Source organism: Dietzia kunjamensis (assembly GCF_045689975.1).
In the GTDB taxonomy this organism is placed as follows: domain Bacteria; phylum Actinomycetota; class Actinomycetes; order Mycobacteriales; family Mycobacteriaceae; genus Dietzia; species Dietzia kunjamensis.
This window is the reverse complement of record NZ_CP143297.1, coordinates 2,789,272-2,807,332: the sequence shown is the minus strand read 5'-3', so window position 1 is coordinate 2,807,332 and position 18,061 is coordinate 2,789,272. Positions and strand designations below refer to the sequence as shown.

Genomic DNA, 18,061 nt, shown 5'->3' with positions numbered 1-18,061 from the left:
GGGACGCGTAAGTCGGGGCGCGGGGCCTGCCCGGGACTGTCGGGGCCGCGGGGCATGTCCGGCCGGGACTGTCGGGGCCGCGGGGCGCGGGGCCTCATGGCGCCGAACCGGCGGCCCGCCGCGCATAGGCTTCCCGCACCTGGTCGAGGATCTCCTCGCGCCGGTGTCGGAACAGTCTCCGGTCGAGCACTATGACGATCCAGCCGGCTGCCTGCAGGCGATTGCGTCGGTAACGGTCCTTGGACTGTTGGACGGGATCGTCGTGGTGGGCCCCGTCGTACTCGACGGCGATCCGCGCCACCGGGTCGGCCAGGTCGAGCCGGCTCCCGAGCCCCGGCACCTCCACCTGGGGCTCGAAAGACGTGAATCCGGCGGCACGCAGGAACAGGCGGGTCTCCGTTTCCCTGGGAGACTCGCTGCGGGGATGCGCGTCGGCGAGCACACGCCTGGCCCGAGCGACCCCCCACGCGCCGGCGCCCGCAGCGACGTCTTCCTCCAGTTCGCGCTGTGCGTATCCCCGTCGATAGAACGCTTCGACTGCGAGCACACCGCTCAGGTGGTCGCTGAATCTCGCCAGGTCGAAAGCGGTCCTGCGACGGGACGTGACGCGGACTCCCCGCCGGACCTCGATCGCCGACGGGGGAATGGTGTAGCGACGGATCCGGAGGCCACTGCGGGTCCGGCCGACGGGGCCGACGCAGAGCTCCGGTACGGCGTCGTCTGGCGGGGCGATGCCGTGCATGACCGCGGCAGACCAGCCGGTGAGCACGGCATCCGGGTACAGCCGGGAGTAGGCGACCGATAGGGTCTCGAAGTTGATCGGGTGGCTGGTCGGCAGCCAGAGTTCGTCCGCGATCTTGATGAAGTCGCGTTCGCGGCGCCGCCGGGGGAGGTCGGACAGTTCGCTGCTGAGGCGCGCCCGGGTGAGTACGGGGTGCACCGGGCCTCGGCGGTGTGGAGTCATGGACCGCAGCATGCCAAGCGAGCAGGTGCGCGGTGGCCGTCGACGGGTGCCGGAGGCGCTGGCCTGTGGAGAGGGCTGCGGGTGTGGAATCCGGGCTCAGGGCGGGAGAGCTTCTCGGGAGTGGCCGCACGCCAGGGCCGGTTGATCGGGCGGCCTCCGGCGGGTGCGCGTGGGGAATGGACCGATTCGGGCGCGCACCGGGGCCGATTGCGGGCAGAGAGGGCGCGTAAGCCGAAGGGGGCGCGCAAGCGCAGGGCGGGTGAGCGGCAGGAATCGCCGAGGTCGCAGGCTTCCGGGGACGCGTTGGGCGGGTGCGCGTGGGGAATGGACCGATCCGGGCGCGCACCGGGGCCGATTGCGGGCAGAGAGGGCGCGTAAGCCGAAGGGGACGCGTAAGTCGGCCGAGCCGAAGGGGGCGCGTGAGTCGGCCGAGCCGACGGGGGCGCGTGAGTCGGCCGAGCCGAAGGCGCGGACCGGCGGGGTCAGGCGCGGCGGGTCAGCGGGGGCGGTCCGGCTGGACCCGGAGTGCGTGCAGCGTCGTGGCCAACCCGTCGTACTGCGCCACCAACTGCACAAGCCCCACCAGTTCGGACGAGCCGAGGTGCGACGAGAGCCCGGCCCACGTGTCGGCGGAGATGTCCTTGGTCAGCACCAGCTCGTCGACTGCGGTCAACAGCACACGCAGCCGGTTCGGCCACCCGGCGGTGGCGGGGTCGGCTGTCGTGCGGGTGATCTCGTCGTCGTCGAGACCCACGCCCGCGCCGATCCGCTCGTGGTGGGCCCGCTCGTACGCGCTGCCCCGCAGGTGCGCGACGCGCAGGATGACCAGCTCGGTGGTGCGGCGGTCCAGCACGCCGAACGGCATCATCATCCCGGAGTAGGCGAGCCACGCGGGGAAGAGCCGGCGGGCGTGGCCGAGGGTGGCGAAGAGGTTCACGTCGCGCGAGCCGGTGACGCGTGCACCGAGCCGGTTGACGACCCAGCCGAACGGGCCGAGCTCCCGGAAGCCGCCGGGCCGGATGCGGGGGACCTGCGCGTCGGTGCCGTCGTGGCTGTCGCTGCTCTCGTGGGGCTGGCTCATGGCCGTCAGGGTAGGCCAGCGGTCCCGCCGGGGGCGGACGGTTGGTCGAGGAGATACGGCGAGAGCGAGGACCGGTGGGCGTCCACCCGCAGCGCATGGTTGAGCGGCGGGAAGGCCCGCTGCGGGCACGCGGGGCGGTCGCACATGCGGCAGCCGGAGCCGATCTTGGTGGCGGCGTCGACGTCGTCGAGGTCGAGGCCCTGCGCGTACACGGTCCGGTGGGCGTGGCGGGCCTCGCAGCCCAGGCCGATGGCGAACGTCTTGCGCGGCTGGCCGAAACGCATCGGACGGGTGGTGACGGTGCGCGAGACCCACAGGTGGAGGCGGCCGTCGGGCATCTGCGCGACCTGCCGCATGATCTTGCCGGGGAACGAGAACGACTCGTAGATGTTCCACAGCGGGCACGTGCCACCGGAGGTCGTGAAGTGGAACCCGGTCGCGGACTGCCGCTTGGACATGTTGCCGGCGCGGTCGACGCGCACGAAGCTGAACGGCACCCCGGCCGCGCCCGGTCGCTGCAGGGTCGACAGGCGGTGACACACCGTCTCGTAGCCGGTGGCGTGGAAGGCCATGAGCCGCTCCACGTCGTAGCGGAAGTCCTCGGCGGTGTCGAGGAAGCGCTGGTAGGGCATGAGCACGGCGGCGGCGAAGTAGCTGGCCAGGCCGCGCAGCGCGAGCGCGACGGCGGCGGGGGAGCTGAACGAACCCTCCTCGACGAGGCTGTCGAGCAGGTCGCGGTGCTCGAGGAAGGCCAGCTCGGAGGCCACGCGGAACGCCTGCTGGCCGGGCGTGAGGTGGGCGGACAGGTCGAGACGGCGGTCCTCGGTGGAGTAGCGGTGCCACAGCCCGTCGGGCAGGTCGACGCGGCGGGCAATGCGGACCCCGTGGGCCTCGGCCAGGCGGTGTTCGAGCTCGGCGCGGACGTCGCCACGGTTGAGCCGGATGCGGGTGGTGAGGTCCTCGGCGGCGGTGTCGAGGGAGTCGATGTAGTTCTGCCGTTGGTAGAAGTAGTCCCGCACCTCCTCGTGCGGCATGGACAGCACCGAGCGGTCGACCGAGGTGTCCGGGACGTTGCGGGTTTCGGTCAGCGCGGCGAGCAGGTCAGCGGAGTTGCGGTAGCGCTGGTGCAGGAGCATGAAGGCACGGGCGAGCGCGGGGTGCGCGCGGACGAGGTCGACCACCTCGGCGGCCGGGACCTCGGCGGAGAGCTGCGTGTCGGTGAGCGCCTCGGTGACCGCCGCGATGAGCCGGGTGTCCGAGTCCGAGGCGAAGAACGCGGAGTCCACGCCGTAGACCTCGGAGATCTTCACCAGGACCCGGGAGGTGACGGGGCGGGCGTCCTTCTCGAGTTGGTTGAGGTACGACGACGACAAGCCGAGCGACTGCGCGAAGGCGGCCTGGGTCAGGCCGTTCTCCTCGCGCAGTCGGCGGAGCCGCGATCCCATATGTGAGGCCGTCATCGGCTTTCCCTCCGAGGTCCGTGGCGAGCCCCACAATCTTCGCAAACTTTGCAAAGAAGGCAAAGAAACTCGCCACATTCGCACTTGTCGCAGGTAGACGCGCTGCCTTCCATGTGGCATTGTGTCTCCCGTAAGGGGCCGTAACTCGCAAGAGTGCGAATCCGGACCCGCCCCCGAGACAGAAAAGAGTCGCGATGTCGAACATCGGCAAGGCACGTACCGCTGAAGAGATCCAGCAGGACTGGGACACCAACCCCCGCTGGAAGGGCATCACCCGCAACTACACGGCCGAGCAGGTCGCGGAGCTGCAGGGCACCGTCGTCGAGGAGCACACCCTCGCCCGTCGTGGCGCGGAGATCCTCTGGGACAAGGTCAACAACAAGGACTTCGTCAACTCCCTCGGCGCCCTGACGGGTAACCAGGCCGTCCAGCAGATCCGTGCCGGCCTCGAGGCCGTGTACCTCTCCGGCTGGCAGGTCGCCGGCGACGCCAACCTCTCGGGCCACACCTACCCGGACCAGTCGCTGTACCCGGCCAACTCGGTCCCGACCGTCGTCCGCCGCATCAACAACGCACTGCTGCGTGCCGACGAGATCGCCCGCATCGAGGGCGACACCTCGGTCGAGAACTGGCTCGCCCCGATCGTGGCCGACGCCGAGGCCGGCTTCGGTGGCGCCCTGAACGCCTACGAGTTGCAGAAGGCCATGATCAACGCCGGTGCCGCCGGTGTGCACTGGGAGGACCAGCTCGCGTCGGAGAAGAAGTGCGGCCACCTCGGTGGCAAGGTGCTGATCCCGACCAACCAGCACATCCGCACCCTGACCTCGGCCCGCCTCGCCTCGGACGTCGCCAACGTGCCGTCCGTGATCATCGCGCGCACCGACGCCGAGGCCGCGACCCTCATCACCTCCGATGTGGACGAGCGTGACCGCCCGTTCATCACCGGTGAGCGCACCGCCGAGGGCTTCTACCACGTCAAGAACGGCATCGAGCCGTGCATCGAGCGCGCGAAGGCCTACGCCCCGTTCGCCGACATGATCTGGATGGAGACCGGCACCCCGGATCTCGAGTACGCCAAGAAGTTCGCCGAGGGCGTCAAGGCCGAGTTCCCGGACCAGCTCCTGGCCTACAACTGCTCGCCCTCCTTCAACTGGAAGGCGAACCTGGACGACGAGACCATCGCCAAGTTCCAGAAGGAGCTCGGCGCGATGGGCTTTAAGTTCCAGTTCATCACCCTGGCCGGCTTCCACTCGCTCAACTACGGCATGTTCGATCTGGCCCACGGCTACGCCCGCAACCAGATGACGGCGTTCGTCGAGCTGCAGCAGCGCGAGTTCAAGGCCGCCGAGGAGCGTGGCTTCACCGCCGTCAAGCACCAGCGCGAGGTCGGCGCCGGTTACTTCGACCGCATCGCCACCACGGTCGACCCCAACACGTCCACCGCGGCGCTGAAGGGCTCCACCGAGGAGGGTCAGTTCCACTGACCACCGGTCGACCCCACACGGTCGACGCGGTAACAGCGTGAACACACCGGGGGCCGCGGCCGTCTCGACGAGGCGGCCCGGCCCCCGGTGGTGTCTCCACCCTCAAGTTCCCTCCTCCCGAAGGGCCCTGGACAGATGAACAGCTCCCGCGACGGCGCCGACCCGGGGCGGATCACCCGCGTCGGCGTGGTGGGCGCCGGACAGATGGGCGCCGGCGTCGCCGAGGTGTGCGCCCGCGCGCATCTCGACGTCCTCGTCTGGGAGTCCACCCGGGAGCTGACCACCAGCGGCCGCGCCCGCATCCTCGACTCCCTGGACCGGGGAGTGTCCTCCGGCAAGATCACCGCCCGCGAGCGTGAGCAGGCCGCCCTGCGGTTGCGTTTCACCACCGACCTCGGCGACTTCGTCGACCGGCAGCTGGTCATCGAGGCGATCGTCGAGGACACCGACGCCAAGACCGCCGTGTTCCGCGAACTCGACGCGGTCGTCACCGACCCCGACGCCGTCCTGGCCTCCAACACCTCGTCGATCCCCATCATGAAGCTCGGCACGTGTACCGCCCGGCCCGAGCGCGTGATCGGTATGCACTTCTTCAACCCGGTTCCCGTGCTCCCGCTCGTCGAGCTGGTGAGCACCCTCGAGACCGGGGCCGCGGCCCGGGACAGGGCACAGGCGTTCGCCGAGCAGGTCCTGGGCAAACAGGTCGTCCACTCCGCCGACCGCGCCGGGGCCGTGGTCAACGCCCTGCTCGTGCCATACCTGCTCTCCGCCATCCGGATGGCCGAGTCCGGGTTCGCCACCCCGGAGGACATCGACAAGGCCATGGTCCTGGGCTGCGCCCACCCCATGGGGCCGCTCACCCTGGCAGACCTCGTCGGCCTGGACACCATCAAGGCGATCGCCGACTCGATGTACACCGAGTTCGCCGAGCCGCTGTACTCGCCGCCGCCGCTGTTGTTGCGGATGGTCGAGGCGGGCAGGCTCGGCAAGAAGAGCGGCCACGGTTTCTACCGCTATGACGCGCCGCGGGCGATGGCACGCGCCGCGCGCTGAGATCATGTCGTCGTCGTCGTCGTCGTCGTCGTCACAGTCACCGCCGCCGCCGTCGTCACAGCCACCGTCGTCGCCCACGCCGCCGCACCTCGAACCCGCCCGCGCCTCGTCCGTCCTCGGGTACCCGCGCATCGGCCCGCGCCGCGAGCTCAAACGCGCCCTCGAACGGTACTGGCACGGTGACGGGACCCGGGCCGAGCTGCTCGCGACCGGCCGCAGACTCCGCGACGCCACGTGGCACGACCTGCGCGCTGCGGGCATCACGCAGATCCCCGGCAACACCTTCTCCTTCTACGACCACATCCTCGACGACGCCCTGCTCATGGGCGCGGTCCCCGCGCGGTTCCGCGAGCTCGTCCGCGACCTCGGCCCCGTCGACACCGTCTTCGCGCTCGCCCGCGGCCGCGCCGACGTGCCGCCTCTCGAACTGGTCCCGCTGCAGGGCGCCTCCTACCTGTACCGTCAGCCGGAGTTCGACGAGTCCTCCGAGCTGGGGCTGCGGCCGGACGAGCTGCTCGCGGAGGTGGCGCGGGCGCGCGAGCAGGGGTTCGAGATCAGGCCCGTCGTCACCGGCCCGGTCTCGCTGCTGCTGCTGAGCAAGGCGGCGCCCGACGCCGCGCCGGGATTCGCGCCGATCGACCTGCTCGCCCGCCTGCTCACGGAGTACGAGGCGCTGCTGGGCGTCCTGGCCGGAGCCGGCGTGACGTGCGTGCAGTTCGACGAGCCGTGCATGACGATGGAACGCACCGCCGACGAGATCGCGGCGTTGCGCCGTGCCTACGACCGGCTGGCGGCCGTGACGACGCGACCGCGCATCCTGGTGACGGGGCAGTACGGCGACCTGGGGGAGGCGCTGTCGGCGCTGGCCGCGACCGGCATCGAGGCGATCGGCCTGGACCTCGTGTACGGGCGGCGGTCGGCGGCGGACCTCGCGGACGTGCCGGGGCTGCGCGGCAAGCGTCTCTACGCCGGTGTCGTGGACGGCCAGAACGTGTGGCGCACCGACAAGTTCGCCACCCTGGACTACCTGCGTGACCTGAGGGCCGTCTTCCCGGACGTGGTGGTGTCGACCTCGTGCACGCTGCTGCACGTGCCGTACGACGTGAACGCCGAGCCCGACCTGCCCGCCGAGCTCGCGGACTCGCTGGCGTTCGCCGAGCAGAAGGTCGCCGAGGTGGTCTCGCTCGCGCACGCCCTGGTCGACGGCCCCACACCGCGCTGGCGCCGGTTGCCGGTACTGCCCAGCGCGCGCCGCGACGACGTGCGGGCGAGGACCGCCCGGGTCGACGACGACGACAAGGTCCGCGTCCCCTACGCCGAGCGGGCTGCCCGGCAGGCCGACCGGCTCGGACTGCCCACGCTGCCGACGGCGACGCTGGGCTCGTTCCCGCAGACGCGGGAGATCCGGCGTGCCCGCAGGGACCTGGCGGACGGGCGGATCGACTACGACAGGTACTGCGACTACCTGCGCGCCGAGATCGCCTCGGTGATCCGGCTGCAGGAGAACATCGGGCTGGACGTGCTGGTGCATGGCGAGGTCGAGCGCAACGACATGGTGCAGTACTTCGCCGAACTGCTCGACGGGTTCGCCGCCACCCGCAGCGGCTGGGTGCAGTCCTACGGCTCGCGCTGTGTGCGGCCGCCGATCCTGTACGGCGACGTGGCCCGACCCGCGCCGATGACCGTGGAGTGGACCGGGTACGCGCAGTCGCTGACCGACCGGCCGGTGAAGGGGATGGTCACCGGCCCGGTGACGATGCTCGCGCGGTCCTTCTGCCGCACGGACCTGGCACTACCCGAGGTCGCCACGCAGCTCGCGCTGGTGGTGCGCGACGAGGTGGCGGACCTGGAGGCGGCGGGGACGGCGATCATCCAGATCGACGAACCCGCCATCCGGGAACTCCTGCCGCGCCGCGGCGCGGACCGACGCGCGTACCTCGACTGGGCGGTGGGCACCTTCCGCCTGGCCTCGGCCGGGGCGCGACCGGACACCCAGATCCACACGCACCTCACCTACTCGTCTTTGCGGGAGATGAGGGCGGCGATCGAGGGACTCGACGCCGACGTCACCGCGATCGTCGCGACGCGGTCGATCGAGTGGGTACTGGAGGCCCTGGAGGATCACACCCTGACCCGTCAGGTCGCGCCCGGGGTGTACGAGTCACGGTCGGGGTTCGTCCCGGACATCGACCTGCTGCACTCGAGGCTGCTCCGGGCGGTGGACGCGGTGGGGGTGGACCGCGTGTGGGCGGTGCCGGACGGGGGGCTCAAGAGCCGTTACACCTGGCAGTTGGAGCCGAGCCTGCGCAATCTGGTCGCCGCCGCGCGGCGGATCCGACGGGCGGTTGCCCCGGATCCCCGGGGTTCCAATAAGATGGGACATAGAACGAGTCTCGGGTCACGGGCCCGGGATCGGTAGTTGAGAGAAGAGGACGACATCATGGCCGGTCAGACGCTCGAGCACACTGGTGCCGCCATCGTCGAGGAGTACTACCCGTCGTACGCGACGGAGGTCGCCCCCACGTACCCGCTGTACTCGACTACGATCTACCTGGGTTCGGTGATCATCTTGCTGAGCATGAGCATGCTGGGCCTGCCCATCACCGCCATCGGGTACTACACGGAGAACGCCGGGGTCTCCCTGGGGCTGGTCATCGCGGCGGTCGTGGCGACCACCGCCGTCTTCCTCCTCGGGCTGTTCATCTGTATGTACGGCTTCCGTAAGCACGGCCGCGAGGACGCACACTGACGGTCGACCCGGTCGTGGGTGCCGGCGCGCCCGCTCTCAGGGCGGGCGACCCGGCGACCGATGCCGAGCGGAGGTCAGCCCTCCGTCGTATGAAGATGGTCGCGACGGGGTTCCTCGTCGTGGCCGGACTGGTCTATCTGGTCGCGGAGTACGCGCTACACAACGGCGCCGACCCCTGGGTGGGTTACGTCCGCGCCGCCGCCGAGGCGGGGATGGTCGGCGGGCTGGCCGACTGGTTCGCCGTCACCGCCCTGTTCAAGCACCCGCTGGGGATCCCCATCCCGCACACCGCGCTCATCCGCAAGAAGAAGGACCAGCTGGGCACCTCCCTCGGCGGGTTCGTGGGGGAGAACTTCCTCGACCCCGAGATGGTGAGCGAGAAGGTCCGCGGCGCCCGCATCCCCGAACGCGCCGGTGAGTGGCTGGCCGAGGACGACCACCGCGCGATGGCCTCGGACCAGGCCGCCAAGGCCATCCGTGCCGTTCTGGCCGTGCTCCGCGACGACGACGCCGTCGCGATCATCGAACGCACCATCGTCTCCCGCATCGCCGAGCCGGAATGGGGGCCGCCGGCCGGTCGGATCCTCGCCGAGCTCCTCGACGAGGGACGCCACCTGCCCCTGATGGACCTCATGGCCGACCGCGCCCACGGCTGGGTGGAGGCCAACCCCGAGACCATCGACCGCTGGGTCCGCGAGAAGGCCCCCACGTGGGCGCCCCAGTTCGTCAACGAACTGCTCTCCGAGCGTGCCTACCGCGAGCTGCGCGAGTGGACCTGGCAGATCAAGGTCGACAAGCAGCATCCCGTTCGGGTGGCGCTGATCGGGTTCGTCGAGGACTTCGCCCGCGACCTCCAGCACGACCCGTCCACCATGGCCAAGCTCGAGACGTTCAAGCACGAGGTCATGGGCCGCGACGAGGTGCGCCGCGCCGCCGGATCGGCGTGGGCGGCCGCCAAGCGCATGATCGTCGAGGCCACCGAGGACTCCTCGTCCACGCTGCGGGTGAAGATCGACGATCTCCTGGGCCGCCTGGCCGACATGCTCGTCGGGGACGAGAAGATGCGGGCGCGCCTCGACGACTACATGACCCGCACCGCTCGCTACGTCGCGGAGAACTACGCCGGCGAGGTCACCTCGATCATCTCCGAGACCGTCGAACGGTGGGACGCCGACGAGGCCTCCGACAAGATCGAGTTGCTCGCGGGCAAGGACCTGCAGTTCATCCGCATCAACGGCACGGTCGTGGGGGCCCTGGCGGGGCTCGTCATCCACACCACCACCGAGCTCATCTTCTGAACCCGGCCCGAGTCTGATCCCGACCCGCCTGTGTGACCCATCGCACCGCATCGCCGTACACATAGCGCTTGCTGTAGCAAGCACTCGTTGCTAGCGTTGGGGTCAGGCGATGAGAGACGGACGCTGGAGGGAGGTGACTCCATGGCCGCACAGAGTGGACACACACACGACGAGGCTGCGGAGAGCACCGGAGCACAGGTCGATGAACCGACCGCCGCAACCCTCGCGCGTCGCAACAAGCCGACGGGTGAGGTGCCGCGTCACAGCGACCTCACCTCGCACGGTGAGGACGACAAGCGTTCGTCCGAGTCGCAGGACATCGGGTCGTTCATCCGCGCCCAGCGGGAGGCCGCCGAGGTGTCCATCCGGCAGCTCGCGGAGCGTGCCGGCGTCTCCAACCCGTATCTGAGCCAGATCGAACGCGGGCTGCGCAAGCCGTCCGCCGAGGTCCTGGGTCAGATCGCCCGAGGTCTGAGGTTGTCCGCCGAGGTGCTCTACGCCCGCGCGGGGATCCTCGAACTCAAGCAGGGGAGTCCGGTGAGGGATGCGATCCTCACCGCCCCGGACCTCACAGAGCGACAGAGGGAGGTGCTCGTGGAGATCTACGAGTCGTTCCGAGCGAACAACGCAACGGCAGCCGCCCAGGTCGTCAACGTTCCCTGAGGGAACTCCGGACGACGGCCCGCAGGGCCACGTGACACCGCACAAGAGAACACCCGCACGACACCACCGAGGAGTCAAAATGGCCGACAAGAAGCCCACTTCCAAGAAGAGCGCCGCCGAGGCCGCCGAGCAGAAGGCCAAGGGCGAGGCCGTCAAGGAGCAGGCCCTGGAGGGCCCGCTCGGTCAGGCCATCGCCGCCGTGCGCACCCCGGTCTACGCCTACGTCGGGGTCAACGACCTCGCCATCCAGGCCGTCTCCGGCATGGTCGCGGACCTGCGCCGTCGCGCCGAGGAGGCCGTGACCGAAGCGCAGTCCAAGGTCACCGAGCGCGTGGCCGAGGCGCAGAACCGCATCAACGAGCGCGTGGCCGGGGCGCAGACCCGCGTCACCGAGGTCCAGCACCGCGTGAACGAGGTCCCCGAGCGCGTCCAGGCACTGCCGGCCGAGGTCGAGGAGCTCGTCACCCGGTTCCGCCCGGAGGAGCTGCGCAAGGTCGCCGACGCGTACGTCCAGGTGGCGGCCGGGATCTACGGTGGCCTCGCCGCCCGCGGTGAGGACGTCGTGAGCCGGCTACGCGAGGAGAACCCGCAGCTCGAGGCCGGCCTGGCCCGAGTCAACGAGCAGGTGGCCCGCGCCGCCGGCGCCGTCGAGGAGCAGGTCGAACTGGGCGAGGACGCCCTCGGCACCGTCGCCCGCCAGACCCGCACGATCGGTGTGAAGGCGGCTGGCCGCGTCTCCAAGAGCGCCCGCCGGGCGGCCGAGACCGCCGGCGACGCCGCCGACTCGGCGGCCGAGCGGGTCGATGAGGTGGCCGAGCGCGTCGACAAGACGGCGGGCAAGGCCGCCGACAACGTCGACAAGGCCGCTGGCAAGGCCGCCGACCGCGTCGACGAGGCCGCCTCCAAGGCGTCCGCCGAGGTCGCTCGCGGCACCGCCGAGGTCGAGGCCCGCACGGCCAAGAAGGCACCGGCGAAGAAGGCTGCCGCCAAGAAGGCCCCGGCCAAGAAGGCGCCCGCCAAGAAGACCGCCGCGAAGTCGACGACCACCAAGGCCACGGCCACCCCGTCGTCGACGGGTGCGGCGACCGCCGACAAGCCGGCCGCGACCAAGTCGGCCGCCGGTAAGCCCGCGGCGTCCAAGCCCGCCGCCGCCAAGTCGACTGCTGCCAAGTCGGCCGCCGGTAAGCCCGCGGCGTCCAAGCCCGCCGCCGCCAAGTCGACTGCTGCCAAGCCGGCCGCCGCATCGGCCGGGGGCGATTCGGACGCCCCCACGCCGATGGAGCTCGCGGACAACGATCCCGCGCTGACCACCGCGGACACCCCGTTGCCCCCCGCCGGCACCGACCGCGTCTGATACAGCGGCACCCGACGCCCCGGCCCTCCTCTTCCGGAGGGGCCGGGGCGTCGTGCGTTGCGGTCCGCCGCAGGGGCCGGGCCGGGATCTGGACGCCGTGAACATGGTCACACCGCGGTGACATGAGTGCCGACTACACTGGGCCGCGTGATTGACACTCTTCCCGGGACGTGGGGCCTGGTCCAGCTGGCTATCCAGGGCGCGCTCGTCGTGTGGGCCCTGGCGGGACTGGTGCTGGCAGTCCTCCCGCCCGCGTCGGCGTACTCGATCGAGGGCAAGTGGCCCAAGCCCGCCTGGATCGGCATCTGCGCCGTGGCCGCCCTCATGTTCGCGATCCGGCCGTTCGGCTTCCTCAGCATCATCGCGATGGTGGCAGTGGGTGTGTTCTTCGCCGACGTCCGGCCCGCTGTCGGGGGACGGCGCAGGTGACACCACCGGAGGCCGACGGGTTCCAGCGGATCGAGGAGCTGGCCGAGGACTCCGGCACCACGGTGCGCAACATCCGCGTCTACCAGGAGCGGGGACTTCTCCCGGCCCCCGTCCGCAGGGGTCGCACCGCGTTCTACGGGCCCGACCACAAGAACCGACTGAACCAGATCCTCCGGCTGCTCGACCGCGGCTACACGTTCGCCACCATCGAGGAGCTGTTCATCGCGGAGCGCCACGGCTTCACGCTCTCCGAGCTGCTGAACTCGGACGCCGTCCTACCGGAGCGACGCTCGAGCGGCACCCGCCGCCGCCTCCCTCGTGGCGGCGTGGAGGCCGTCGCGGGTTTCGAGTTCGCCGAGGAACTCCTCGACCAGGGATCGGCCATCGGCCTGGTCAGTGAGCCGAGTGCGGCCGACCATTTCTTCGCGGACCGCTACATGTACGAGCTGTTCCGCGAACTCATCGTCCTCGGGGTCGGTGAGGAGGGGATCGACAAGATCGGTCGCCTGTTCCTCAAGGGGCAGAGTACGTCGGCCGAGGCGCTCGACATCCTGGTGGAGACGATGCGCGACGCCGGGATGGACCAGTCCGTCATCATCAAGAGGGTCACGGGGATCATGCCCCGGGCCGGCGCCGCCGCCCGCCTGATCTTCCTCTCGGCGGCCGAGACCCTGCTCAGCGAGCGGCACGGCTTCCCCAAGGGCTGACTTCCCCGGGAGCGGACCTCCCAGGGGAGCTGACTTCCCCGGGAGCGGACCTAGGTGAACACGACGGTGCGTCCGCCGTGGACCAGCACCCGGTCCTCGAGGTGCCAGCGCAGCCCCTTGGCCAGGACCAGCTTCTCGGCGTCGCGCCCCTGCCGGACCATGTCCTTCACCGTCGCCGTGTGGTCCACGCGGATGACGTCCTGCTCGATGATCGGCCCCTCGTCGAGGTCGGCGGTCACGTAGTGGCAGGTCGCCCCGATCAGTTTCACGCCGCGGACATGCGCCTGGTGGTAGGGGCGGGCGCCCACGAAGCTGGGCAGGAAGCTGTGGTGGATGTTGAGGGCACGCCCGGCCCACTTCGTGCAGAGCTCGTCCGGCAGGACCTGCATGAAGCGGGCCAGCACGATCGCGTGCGGGTCGATCTCGTCGACGATCGCGGCGACCTCCGCGAATGCCGGGCCCCGCTCGGCGGGGTCGGCCGGGAACGGCACGTGGTGGAAGGGCGCACCGTGCGACTCGGCCATGCCGCGCAGGTTCTCGTGGTTGCCGATCACGGCCCGGACCCGCGCAGGGTAGTCACCGCTCTCCACCCGACCCAGCAGGTCGTGGAGGCAGTGCCCCTCCTTCGAGACCAGGATGACGACGTCCTTGGGATCGGAGGAGTCCGAGATGTGCCAGTCGGTCTCCGGGCCCAGTTCGGCTGCAACCCGCTCGAAGCGGCGCCGCAGTTCGTCGATCTCCATGCCGATCGACTCGGCGCTCACGGACTGGCGGGTGAAGAACCAGTTCGAGTCCTCGTCCGCGTGGTAGGCCGCCTCCGTGATCGTCCCGCCCAGCTCGGCGAGGAAGGTGGCGATCCGGGCGACGATACCGATGCGGTCCGGGCAACCCAGGGTGAGGACGAAGCGACGTGACATGAGTGCCCATTGTGCCAGCAGGGAAGACGGGCGCCCCCGCTAGGCTGGCCGGCATGGACGCCACTGCGACGAACGAGCTGACCCGCGCCCGGGTCGCCGCCATGATCGACCACACACTGCTCTCCCCCGACGCCTCCCGCGACGACGTCCGGGCCTGCGTCGACGAGGCCCGCGAGTTGGGAGTCAAGGCCGTGTGCGTGAGCCCGGCCATGCTCCCGGTGCGGGGTGAGGAGCTCGTCGTCGCCACGGTGGCCGGTTTCCCCTCCGGCAAGCACCACTCGCTGGTCAAGGCGATGGAGGGCCGGCTCGCGGTGGACCAGGGGGCCCGTGAGGTGGACATGGTGATCGACGTGGGCGCCGCCATCGCCGGACTGGTCGACGAGGTCATGGCCGATGTGCTGGCCATGCGGGATGCCGTGCCGCCGCCAGTGGTCATCAAGGTGATCCTCGAGACCGCGGCCATCCACAAGGCGCTGGGCGAGGAGGCGGGCGACGAACGAATCGAGGCCCTCTGCCATGCCGTCGCCCGGGCGGGGGCCGATTTCGTCAAGACCTCCACCGGTTTCCACCCTGCCGGCGGCGCCAGCGTGCGCGCGGTCGAGGCCATGCACCGGGCGGTGGGCGGCCGGCTGGGCATCAAGGCCTCGGGCGGGATCCGTGACGCGGATGCCGCCCGCGCGATGATTGCCGCCGGCGCGACCCGCCTCGGGCTGTCGGGCTCCCGCGCGGTGCTGGAGGGCTTCCCCGAATAGCCGCGTCGCCCGTCGCCCGACTGCCGACCGTCCGACTGCCGACCGCCCGGGATCAGCCCGTGGTCAGCACCATCTTGCCGGCGGTCCGACCGGTCTGGCCGCGACGATGCGCCTCGGCGGCCTGCTCCAACGGGAAGACCTCGGCGATCGTCGCCCGGAGCGCACCCTGTTCGACGAGCTCGGTGATCGAGACCAGGTCGTGGCGCGAGGAATCCACGAGCATCCGGACCGCACGCACCCCCAGCTCCTCGGCCTCCCGGAAGAAGTCGCCGGACCCCACGGGCAGGATCGACACCACGATCCCGCCGGGGCGCAGCGTCCGCAGGGAGTCGAGGGACGTCTGACCGCCGATCGTGTCGAGCACGGCGTCCACGTCGCTGACCGCCTCGGCGATGTCGACGTCGTGGTAGTCGATCGCCTCGTCGACGCCGAGCTCGCGCAGGAAGTCGTGCTTGGCGGCGCTGGCGGTGCCGATCACGTATGCGCCGCGGGCCTTGGCGATCTGGACGGCCACGTGCCCGACCCCGCCGGCGGCGGCGTGGATGAGCACCCGCTGGCCCGGCTGGATGTCGGCGTACTCGACGAGCGCCTGCCATGCGGTCAGCGACACGAGCGGCAGGGCGGCGGCCTGCACGTGGTCGAGGGAGGCGGGCTTGGGGGCGAACCAGGCCGCGGGGGCGGCGACGTACTCGGCGTGGGCTCCGTGCCCGAACGGGTACGAGAGCATCCCGAACACCTCGTCGCCGGGGGAGAAGCGGGCGACGCCGATGCCCACCTCCTCGACCACACCGGACAGGTCCCACCCGAGCACGAAGGGGGGCTTGCCGAGGAAGCCGCCGTTCTCACGGTGCTTCCAGTCGGTGGGGTTGACGCTGGCGGCCTCGACGCGGACGAGGACCTCGTTGGTGCGCGGGGTGGGGCGGGGGAGGTCGACGACGGCGAGGACGTCCGGCTCCCCGAGGGTGTCCTGGTGCACGGCGCGCATGGTGGTGTCGTTGCTCATGGACCCAGGGTAGGCAGATTCCGCGGTCGCCGGTCGGGCGCAAAGCGGCGGGGCGACGTCAGAGCCGGTGCAGCTCGACGTCACCCAGCGCGCCGCCGTCGATGGTCGCGGTCATGTAGGTGCAGTGCGGTTGGCGACGCCGGTCGGTCGGGGAGCCCGGGTTGAGCAGCCGCAGGCCGCCCTGGCCGGACGCCCTCGGCGCGGTGGTGTCCCACGGGATGTGCGAGTGCCCGAACACCAGGACGTCGGTGTCCGGGTAGGCCTTGGCCATGCGTGTGTCGCGGCTCGCGGACGCGCCGGCCTCGTGCGTCACCACCAGGCGCACGCCGTCGATCGTCTCGCGGGCCACCTCGGGCAGGCGCTCGCGCAGGTCCGGGCCGTCGTTGTTGCCCCAGCAGGCGATGAGTCGAGCCGAGCGTTCCTCCAGCGAGTCGAGGAGCCCCACGTCCATCCAGTCGCCCGCGTGGATCACGATGTCCGCGGCGTCGACCTCGTCCCACACCCGGTCGGGCAGGTCGCGGGCCCGCGTGGGGACGTGGGTGTCGGCGATGAGCAGCAGGCGGGTGCCGGCGTCACTGCCGCCGGTGTCCCTGCCGCCCGTGACCCTGCCGCCCGTGACCCTGCCGTCCGCGTGAGGCGCAGGGGTCACTCGGTCGCCTCGAGCACGACATCCTGCCCGGCGATGTCGACGGTCATGCCGCCCGGCACCACCCGGACGCCGGTCAACTGGACACCCTCCGGCAGTTCGGCCAGCGCCGAGTCCATCATCGAGACGGTCCCGCCGAGGAACTCGGAGGGCAGCGGGAAGCCGAGAATCGACGCCTGCTCCGGCTGCATCTCGAGGTCGCCACCGATGAGCCGCGGCGTCACGACCGCCTCGGCCAGGCCGCTGATCGAGACGCGCAGGGTGCCGGCGGCGGGGTCGGCGATGATCTCCTGGACCTGGATCAGCCCGCCGAGCAGGGTGTCGCCGGCCGCGCCCTCGGACTGGGCGGCGGCGGACATGGTCTGCTCGGAGACGAACGCGGTCCCGGTCAGCGAGTCCACGTAGGTCAGGTCGCCTTCGGTGCGCACGCCGTCGGCCCGGATGTCGATCTGCGGTGCCGGGCCGGTCGCGCCGTCGGCCGCCGAGCCGTCGGTGGTGATGCGAACGGAGCCGAGGTTGCCGTCGATGTAGGACAGGATCACCGGGCGCGCGCCGAGTTCGACCTGGGCGGGCGACCCCAGGCTGGCGGTCACCTCGTCGCTCATGCGGTTCTTGATGGCGTTGCGCATGCCGAACTCGAGACCGACCAGGGCCGCGACGAGGCCCACGGCGAGAAGCGCCGCGATGAGCGCGATCAGCGGCCCGCGTCCCCGCCGGCTCCCGCCGTCAGCGCCGGATCCGCCCGAGCCGGGCCCGCCCGGGCCGCGCTCGGCCGTCCAGGGTCCACCCGTGTCGGAGGCGCCGGGGCCCTGCGAGCCGGTTCCGGGCGCTGCGGCGAACTGCTGCGTCTCGGCGTGCTGGACGCCGGGCCGGTCGTAGGCGGGGAGTCGCTGGGTGTCGTGCGGCTGCTGCATTCGTCCGATTGTCACCGATCCGGGCCGGTCGTGCAGTGCCCACGTCCCCGCCGCAGGTCAGCGGGCGGCGGTCCAGCGGCGCAGGTGCTGGTACTCGGCCTCGAACAGTCGGTCCAGGTGCCCCACGACGAGCTTCTCGAGCTTGCCGCCGAGCAGCGGCACCGACACCTTGACCTGACCGGAGACGGATTCGTGGGCCGCCCCGTCCCGGTGGACGGCCTCGGCGCCGCCGTCGATCATCCCGAGCCCACCGGCGGCCTCGGCGCGGGCCGATCCGGTGAACCGCTCGCCGTCGAAGTCGCCGAAGGTGCTGGTCCGGACGATCACCAGCTGCCCGGGCAGGACCTTGCGCGCCAGGTCGGGGATGTCGGAGTCGGGGATGTGCTGGGTGACGGTCACGGTGATCGTGTCGCCGGTGGTGGAGAAGTCGTCGAGGGTGTCCTCGGGGCTGCCGACGGCGGCGATGCGGTCGCGCCAGAAGGCCTCGTCGCCGTAGGAGGTGAACACGTTCTCGACGTGCGTGTCGATACGTGCCGTGTGGGAGAAGCGGGTCGCCATGGGGTCAGACCCTACAAGCCGCCGGTTAC

Annotated in this window: 18 protein-coding genes; 10 read left to right on the top strand and 8 right to left on the bottom strand. The window is 71.0% G+C overall.

Annotated features, from left to right (window positions below):
• Positions 1 to 94: 94 nt before the first annotated feature.
• From VZF99_RS13165 to ramB, 3 genes are all read right to left on the bottom strand, one after another.
• A complete protein-coding gene (locus VZF99_RS13165; protein WP_407335008.1) occupies positions 95 to 964 on the bottom strand; it encodes a DUF559 domain-containing protein in 870 nt (289 codons plus the stop codon).
• Positions 965 to 1,460: 496 nt separating this feature from the next.
• Complete coding sequence (locus VZF99_RS13160; RefSeq protein WP_407335007.1) at positions 1,461 to 2,045, bottom strand: carboxymuconolactone decarboxylase family protein; 585 nt, start codon at positions 2,043 to 2,045, stop codon at positions 1,461 to 1,463.
• Positions 2,046 to 2,050: 5 nt separating this feature from the next.
• Positions 2,051 to 3,505: an acetate metabolism transcriptional regulator RamB gene (gene ramB, locus VZF99_RS13155; protein ID WP_067717137.1), complete on the bottom strand. Its 1,455-nt coding sequence runs from the start codon at positions 3,503 to 3,505 to the stop codon at positions 2,051 to 2,053.
• A gap of 194 nt (positions 3,506 to 3,699) precedes the next feature.
• Here ramB and aceA point away from each other — a divergent pair, with 194 nt between their 5' ends.
• From aceA to VZF99_RS13110, 9 genes are all read left to right on the top strand, one after another.
• Positions 3,700 to 4,989 (top strand): isocitrate lyase, encoded by a 1,290-nt coding sequence (gene aceA / locus VZF99_RS13150; RefSeq protein WP_067717135.1) that lies wholly within the window; start codon positions 3,700 to 3,702, stop codon positions 4,987 to 4,989.
• Positions 4,990 to 5,124: 135 nt separating this feature from the next.
• Entirely contained in the window at positions 5,125 to 6,042 is a 918-nt protein-coding gene (locus VZF99_RS13145; protein ID WP_067717132.1) for a 3-hydroxybutyryl-CoA dehydrogenase, read from the top strand.
• On the top strand, positions 6,005 to 8,461 hold the full coding sequence (metE, locus tag VZF99_RS13140; RefSeq protein ID WP_407335006.1) for a 5-methyltetrahydropteroyltriglutamate--homocysteine S-methyltransferase: 2,457 nt from the start codon (positions 6,005 to 6,007) through the stop codon (positions 8,459 to 8,461). Before VZF99_RS13145 ends, metE begins: the two co-directional genes overlap by 38 nt.
• Positions 8,462 to 8,482: 21 nt before the next feature.
• Entirely contained in the window at positions 8,483 to 8,791 is a 309-nt protein-coding gene (locus tag VZF99_RS13135; RefSeq protein WP_096906770.1) for a hypothetical protein, read from the top strand.
• Between the two features lie 89 nt (positions 8,792 to 8,880).
• Positions 8,881 to 10,089, top strand: a complete 1,209-nt coding sequence (locus tag VZF99_RS13130; protein WP_154829813.1) for a DUF445 domain-containing protein — start codon at positions 8,881 to 8,883, stop codon at positions 10,087 to 10,089.
• Positions 10,090 to 10,230: 141 nt separating this feature from the next.
• The gene (locus VZF99_RS13125; RefSeq protein ID WP_096906772.1) at positions 10,231 to 10,752 is read left to right on the top strand and encodes a helix-turn-helix domain-containing protein; all 522 of its coding nucleotides are present in this window, start codon (positions 10,231 to 10,233) and stop codon (positions 10,750 to 10,752) included.
• A gap of 79 nt (positions 10,753 to 10,831) precedes the next feature.
• Positions 10,832 to 12,106 (top strand): hypothetical protein, encoded by a 1,275-nt coding sequence (locus VZF99_RS13120; RefSeq protein WP_407335005.1) that lies wholly within the window; start codon positions 10,832 to 10,834, stop codon positions 12,104 to 12,106.
• Positions 12,107 to 12,253: 147 nt separating this feature from the next.
• Positions 12,254 to 12,535, top strand: coding sequence for a DUF2516 family protein (locus tag VZF99_RS13115; RefSeq protein WP_120286064.1), 282 nt, complete (start codon positions 12,254 to 12,256; stop codon positions 12,533 to 12,535).
• Complete coding sequence (locus VZF99_RS13110) at positions 12,532 to 13,242, top strand: MerR family transcriptional regulator (protein WP_096906774.1); 711 nt, start codon at positions 12,532 to 12,534, stop codon at positions 13,240 to 13,242. Before VZF99_RS13115 ends, VZF99_RS13110 begins: the two co-directional genes overlap by 4 nt.
• A gap of 50 nt (positions 13,243 to 13,292) precedes the next feature.
• Here VZF99_RS13110 and purU read toward each other — a convergent pair whose 3' ends face one another.
• On the bottom strand, positions 13,293 to 14,159 hold the full coding sequence (gene purU, locus VZF99_RS13105; protein ID WP_407335004.1) for a formyltetrahydrofolate deformylase: 867 nt from the start codon (positions 14,157 to 14,159) through the stop codon (positions 13,293 to 13,295).
• A 53-nt stretch (positions 14,160 to 14,212) separates the two neighbouring features.
• Here purU and deoC point away from each other — a divergent pair, with 53 nt between their 5' ends.
• Positions 14,213 to 14,911, top strand: coding sequence for a deoxyribose-phosphate aldolase (gene deoC, locus VZF99_RS13100; RefSeq protein WP_159147909.1), 699 nt, complete (start codon positions 14,213 to 14,215; stop codon positions 14,909 to 14,911).
• Between the two features lie 52 nt (positions 14,912 to 14,963).
• On the opposite strand, the gene VZF99_RS13095 is transcribed toward deoC, so the two are convergent.
• The 4 genes from VZF99_RS13095 to VZF99_RS13080 all read right to left on the bottom strand — a co-directional run bounded on the left by VZF99_RS13095 (position 14,964) and on the right by VZF99_RS13080 (position 18,032).
• Entirely contained in the window at positions 14,964 to 15,914 is a 951-nt protein-coding gene (locus tag VZF99_RS13095) for an NADP-dependent oxidoreductase (RefSeq protein WP_120286062.1), read from the bottom strand.
• A 58-nt stretch (positions 15,915 to 15,972) separates the two neighbouring features.
• Positions 15,973 to 16,473: a metallophosphoesterase family protein gene (locus tag VZF99_RS13090; RefSeq protein WP_407336133.1), complete on the bottom strand. Its 501-nt coding sequence runs from the start codon at positions 16,471 to 16,473 to the stop codon at positions 15,973 to 15,975.
• An 86-nt stretch (positions 16,474 to 16,559) separates the two neighbouring features.
• The gene (locus tag VZF99_RS13085; RefSeq protein ID WP_120286061.1) at positions 16,560 to 17,474 is read right to left on the bottom strand and encodes a DUF2993 domain-containing protein; all 915 of its coding nucleotides are present in this window, start codon (positions 17,472 to 17,474) and stop codon (positions 16,560 to 16,562) included.
• Between the two features lie 57 nt (positions 17,475 to 17,531).
• Positions 17,532 to 18,032: a DUF2505 domain-containing protein gene (locus VZF99_RS13080; protein WP_120286060.1), complete on the bottom strand. Its 501-nt coding sequence runs from the start codon at positions 18,030 to 18,032 to the stop codon at positions 17,532 to 17,534.
• Between the last annotated feature and the right edge of the window lie 29 nt (positions 18,033 to 18,061).

Bases quoted from the DNA above. Each gene is read 5' to 3' on its own strand.
- VZF99_RS13165 (WP_407335008.1), bottom strand. From the start codon at position 964: ATGACTCCACACCGCCGAGGCCCGGTGCACCCCGTACTCACCCGGGCG.
- VZF99_RS13160 (WP_407335007.1), bottom strand. From the start codon at position 2,045: ATGAGCCAGCCCCACGAGAGCAGCGACAGCCACGACGGCACCGACGCG.
- ramB (WP_067717137.1), bottom strand. From the start codon at position 3,505: ATGACGGCCTCACATATGGGATCGCGGCTCCGCCGACTGCGCGAGGAG.
- aceA (WP_067717135.1), top strand. From the start codon at position 3,700: ATGTCGAACATCGGCAAGGCACGTACCGCTGAAGAGATCCAGCAGGAC.
- VZF99_RS13145 (WP_067717132.1), top strand. From the start codon at position 5,125: ATGAACAGCTCCCGCGACGGCGCCGACCCGGGGCGGATCACCCGCGTC.
- metE (WP_407335006.1), top strand. From the start codon at position 6,005: ATGACGCGCCGCGGGCGATGGCACGCGCCGCGCGCTGAGATCATGTCG.
- VZF99_RS13135 (WP_096906770.1), top strand. From the start codon at position 8,483: ATGGCCGGTCAGACGCTCGAGCACACTGGTGCCGCCATCGTCGAGGAG.
- VZF99_RS13130 (WP_154829813.1), top strand. From the start codon at position 8,881: ATGAAGATGGTCGCGACGGGGTTCCTCGTCGTGGCCGGACTGGTCTAT.
- VZF99_RS13125 (WP_096906772.1), top strand. From the start codon at position 10,231: ATGGCCGCACAGAGTGGACACACACACGACGAGGCTGCGGAGAGCACC.
- VZF99_RS13120 (WP_407335005.1), top strand. From the start codon at position 10,832: ATGGCCGACAAGAAGCCCACTTCCAAGAAGAGCGCCGCCGAGGCCGCC.
- purU (WP_407335004.1), bottom strand. From the start codon at position 14,159: ATGTCACGTCGCTTCGTCCTCACCCTGGGTTGCCCGGACCGCATCGGT.
- deoC (WP_159147909.1), top strand. From the start codon at position 14,213: ATGGACGCCACTGCGACGAACGAGCTGACCCGCGCCCGGGTCGCCGCC.
- VZF99_RS13095 (WP_120286062.1), bottom strand. From the start codon at position 15,914: ATGAGCAACGACACCACCATGCGCGCCGTGCACCAGGACACCCTCGGG.
- VZF99_RS13085 (WP_120286061.1), bottom strand. From the start codon at position 17,474: ATGCAGCAGCCGCACGACACCCAGCGACTCCCCGCCTACGACCGGCCC.
- VZF99_RS13080 (WP_120286060.1), bottom strand. From the start codon at position 18,032: ATGGCGACCCGCTTCTCCCACACGGCACGTATCGACACGCACGTCGAG.